Annotated in this window: 3 protein-coding genes; all 3 read left to right on the plus strand. The window is 59.6% G+C overall.

Annotated features, from left to right (window positions below; translation table 11 throughout):
* Positions 1-325 (plus strand): SDR family oxidoreductase (locus tag RTM06_RS14230; protein ID WP_312182969.1); only part of this gene is annotated, 325 nt, incomplete at its 5' end.
* A gap of 140 nt (positions 326-465) precedes the next feature.
* A complete protein-coding gene (locus tag RTM06_RS14235; RefSeq protein ID WP_154152305.1) occupies positions 466-822 on the plus strand; it encodes a hypothetical protein in 357 nt (118 codons plus the stop codon).
* 49 nt (positions 823-871) lie between these two features.
* On the plus strand, positions 872-2,041 hold a 1,170-nt coding region (locus tag RTM06_RS14240), incomplete at its 3' end, for a protein-disulfide reductase DsbD domain-containing protein (RefSeq protein ID WP_312182971.1).

Here is a 2,041-nt window from a genome sequence, read left to right on the forward strand (position 1 = left end):
TAAAACCGCGCAGCTGTCGCTGGCGCGCGGGCTGGCGAAAGTGGTGGCGGGCAGCGGCGTGACGGTGAACAGCGTGTTGCCGGGCCCAACGCTCTCTGATGGTTTTGCCGCCATGATGGAAGACGAAGTGAAGCGCACCGGTAAACCGCTGGAAGAGCTGGCGAAAGAGTTTGTGATGGCCCAGCGTCCGAGTTCGGTGATCCAGCGTGCCGCTACGGTGGAAGAGGTGGCGAACATGGTGGTGTACGTTTGTTCGAAACAGGCGTCGGCGACGTCCGGTGCCGCGCTGCGCGTGGATGGCGGCGTGGTGGATGATATTGTTTAGCCGGGTGCGGTGATTGACCAGGTCGCCATGAATGGCGACCCTACAATGCTCGCACCACAAAGACAAAAGTTTACACAGCAAAGCTTGGTGTTTCTGCTGCAGATGCTTAAAATGCCCGCACTTTTCTCTGAGGCTGCGGCATGACGATATCGCTATCACGCGCAAAATGGATTCTGGCACTGGTTTGTCTGGTGCTGGCGTTTTGTCTCGTCCAGCGCAGCTTCAATTTGCCTTCCGCACCTTTAGCGCAGGTCAGCGCGTCCGCGCAAACTCACAGCAGTGATGATGCCAGCGGCAGTGAAAAACCTTGTGCATTGAGCGCCAAATCGCTCAGTGCCGCCGCACCTATACTCGATACCGCATTGCCTTTCCTGCTGTTGTTGCTGGCGCTGATCGCTACCTTCACACAAACCACCACGTCCGTCGGCTATCGCCGCGCACCGCTGTTTCCGCCTCTGCGACGGCGGCATCTGACCTTCTGCGTCTTCCGGGAATAACACCTGCGCGTTACATCGCGTAAACCCTGTTATTCACTGGAGAATTCACATGACTGTATTGATCAGGAGCCTGCTGCTCCTGCTGGCGAGCTGCGCGATCACTGCGCAGGCGGCAGACACCGGCTGGCTGCGCAATGCGCAAAACAACCATGCCGAAGTGCGCCTGCGCAGCGCCAGCCACAACGATAATCAGCAACTGCTGCTGGATATTCGCCTGCAACCTGGCTGGAAAACCTACTGGCGCACGCCAGGCGAAGGCGGCGTTGCGCCGGAAATCCGCTGGCAAACGCCGGAGGTCAACGCGCAATGGTTCTGGCCAGCGCCTGAACGTTTTGATGTGAGCGGCTTGACCACGCAAGGCTACAAAGGCGATATCACGCTGCCGATCGAACTGGCGAAACTGTCGAGCCACCAGCTCGCGGGAACGTTGACGCTCTCGACCTGCAGCGATGTCTGCATCCTTACCGACTTCCCGTTCAGCCTCGATCTGACGCAGCCCGCTGACGCCGATTTTGCCCGCGATTTCGCCGAGGCGATGGGACGTATCCCGGCCGCCAGCGGTTTAACCGATCAGCTCGACGCCAGCTTTGTGAATGGTGAATTGCAGATCCGCGCACAGCGTCAGGGCGGCTGGCAACAACCGGAACTTTTCTTCGATTATCCGCCGGGCAGCATGCTGGCGGCACCGCAAATCAGTGTGAAAGGCGACACGCTCAGCGCGCGGGTCGCGGTCACCGATGAATGGGGCGAAGCGGCTCCGGATCTGCGCGGCAAAACGCTGTCGCTGGTGGTGGCCGACGGTGGGATTGCGCAGCAAAGCGTGATCAATATTGGCGCGCAAACACTGGTGTCCGGCAATGGTGCGCAAACCTTATGGTCGGTGTTGCTGCTGGCGCTGCTCGGTGGCTTGATCCTCAACCTGATGCCGTGCGTGTTGCCGGTGCTGGCGATCAAGCTCAGCAGCCTGGTTCAGCAGCAAGGGCAAACGCAGCGTCAGACACGCCAGCAGTTTCTCGCCTCCAGCGCCGGGATCATTTTCTCCTTCCTGCTGCTCGCACTGCTGATGACGGGACTGCGGCTCAGCGGTCAGGCGCTGGGTTGGGGCATTCAGTTCCAGAGCAGCGGCTTCCTGCTGGTGATGGTGTTGGTGATGTTCCTGTTCAGCGCCAGCCTGTTTGATCTGCTGCATTTCCGCTTGCCGTCGGGTTTGAATACCAAA

Source organism: Pantoea sp. CTOTU46764, from assembly GCF_031974595.1.
Lineage (GTDB): Bacteria > Pseudomonadota > Gammaproteobacteria > Enterobacterales > Enterobacteriaceae > Pantoea > Pantoea trifolii.

Coding starts and splice junctions, on each gene's coding strand:
- RTM06_RS14235 (WP_154152305.1), top strand. CDS start 466: ATGACGATATCGCTATCACGCGCAAAATGGATTCTGGCACTGGTTTGT.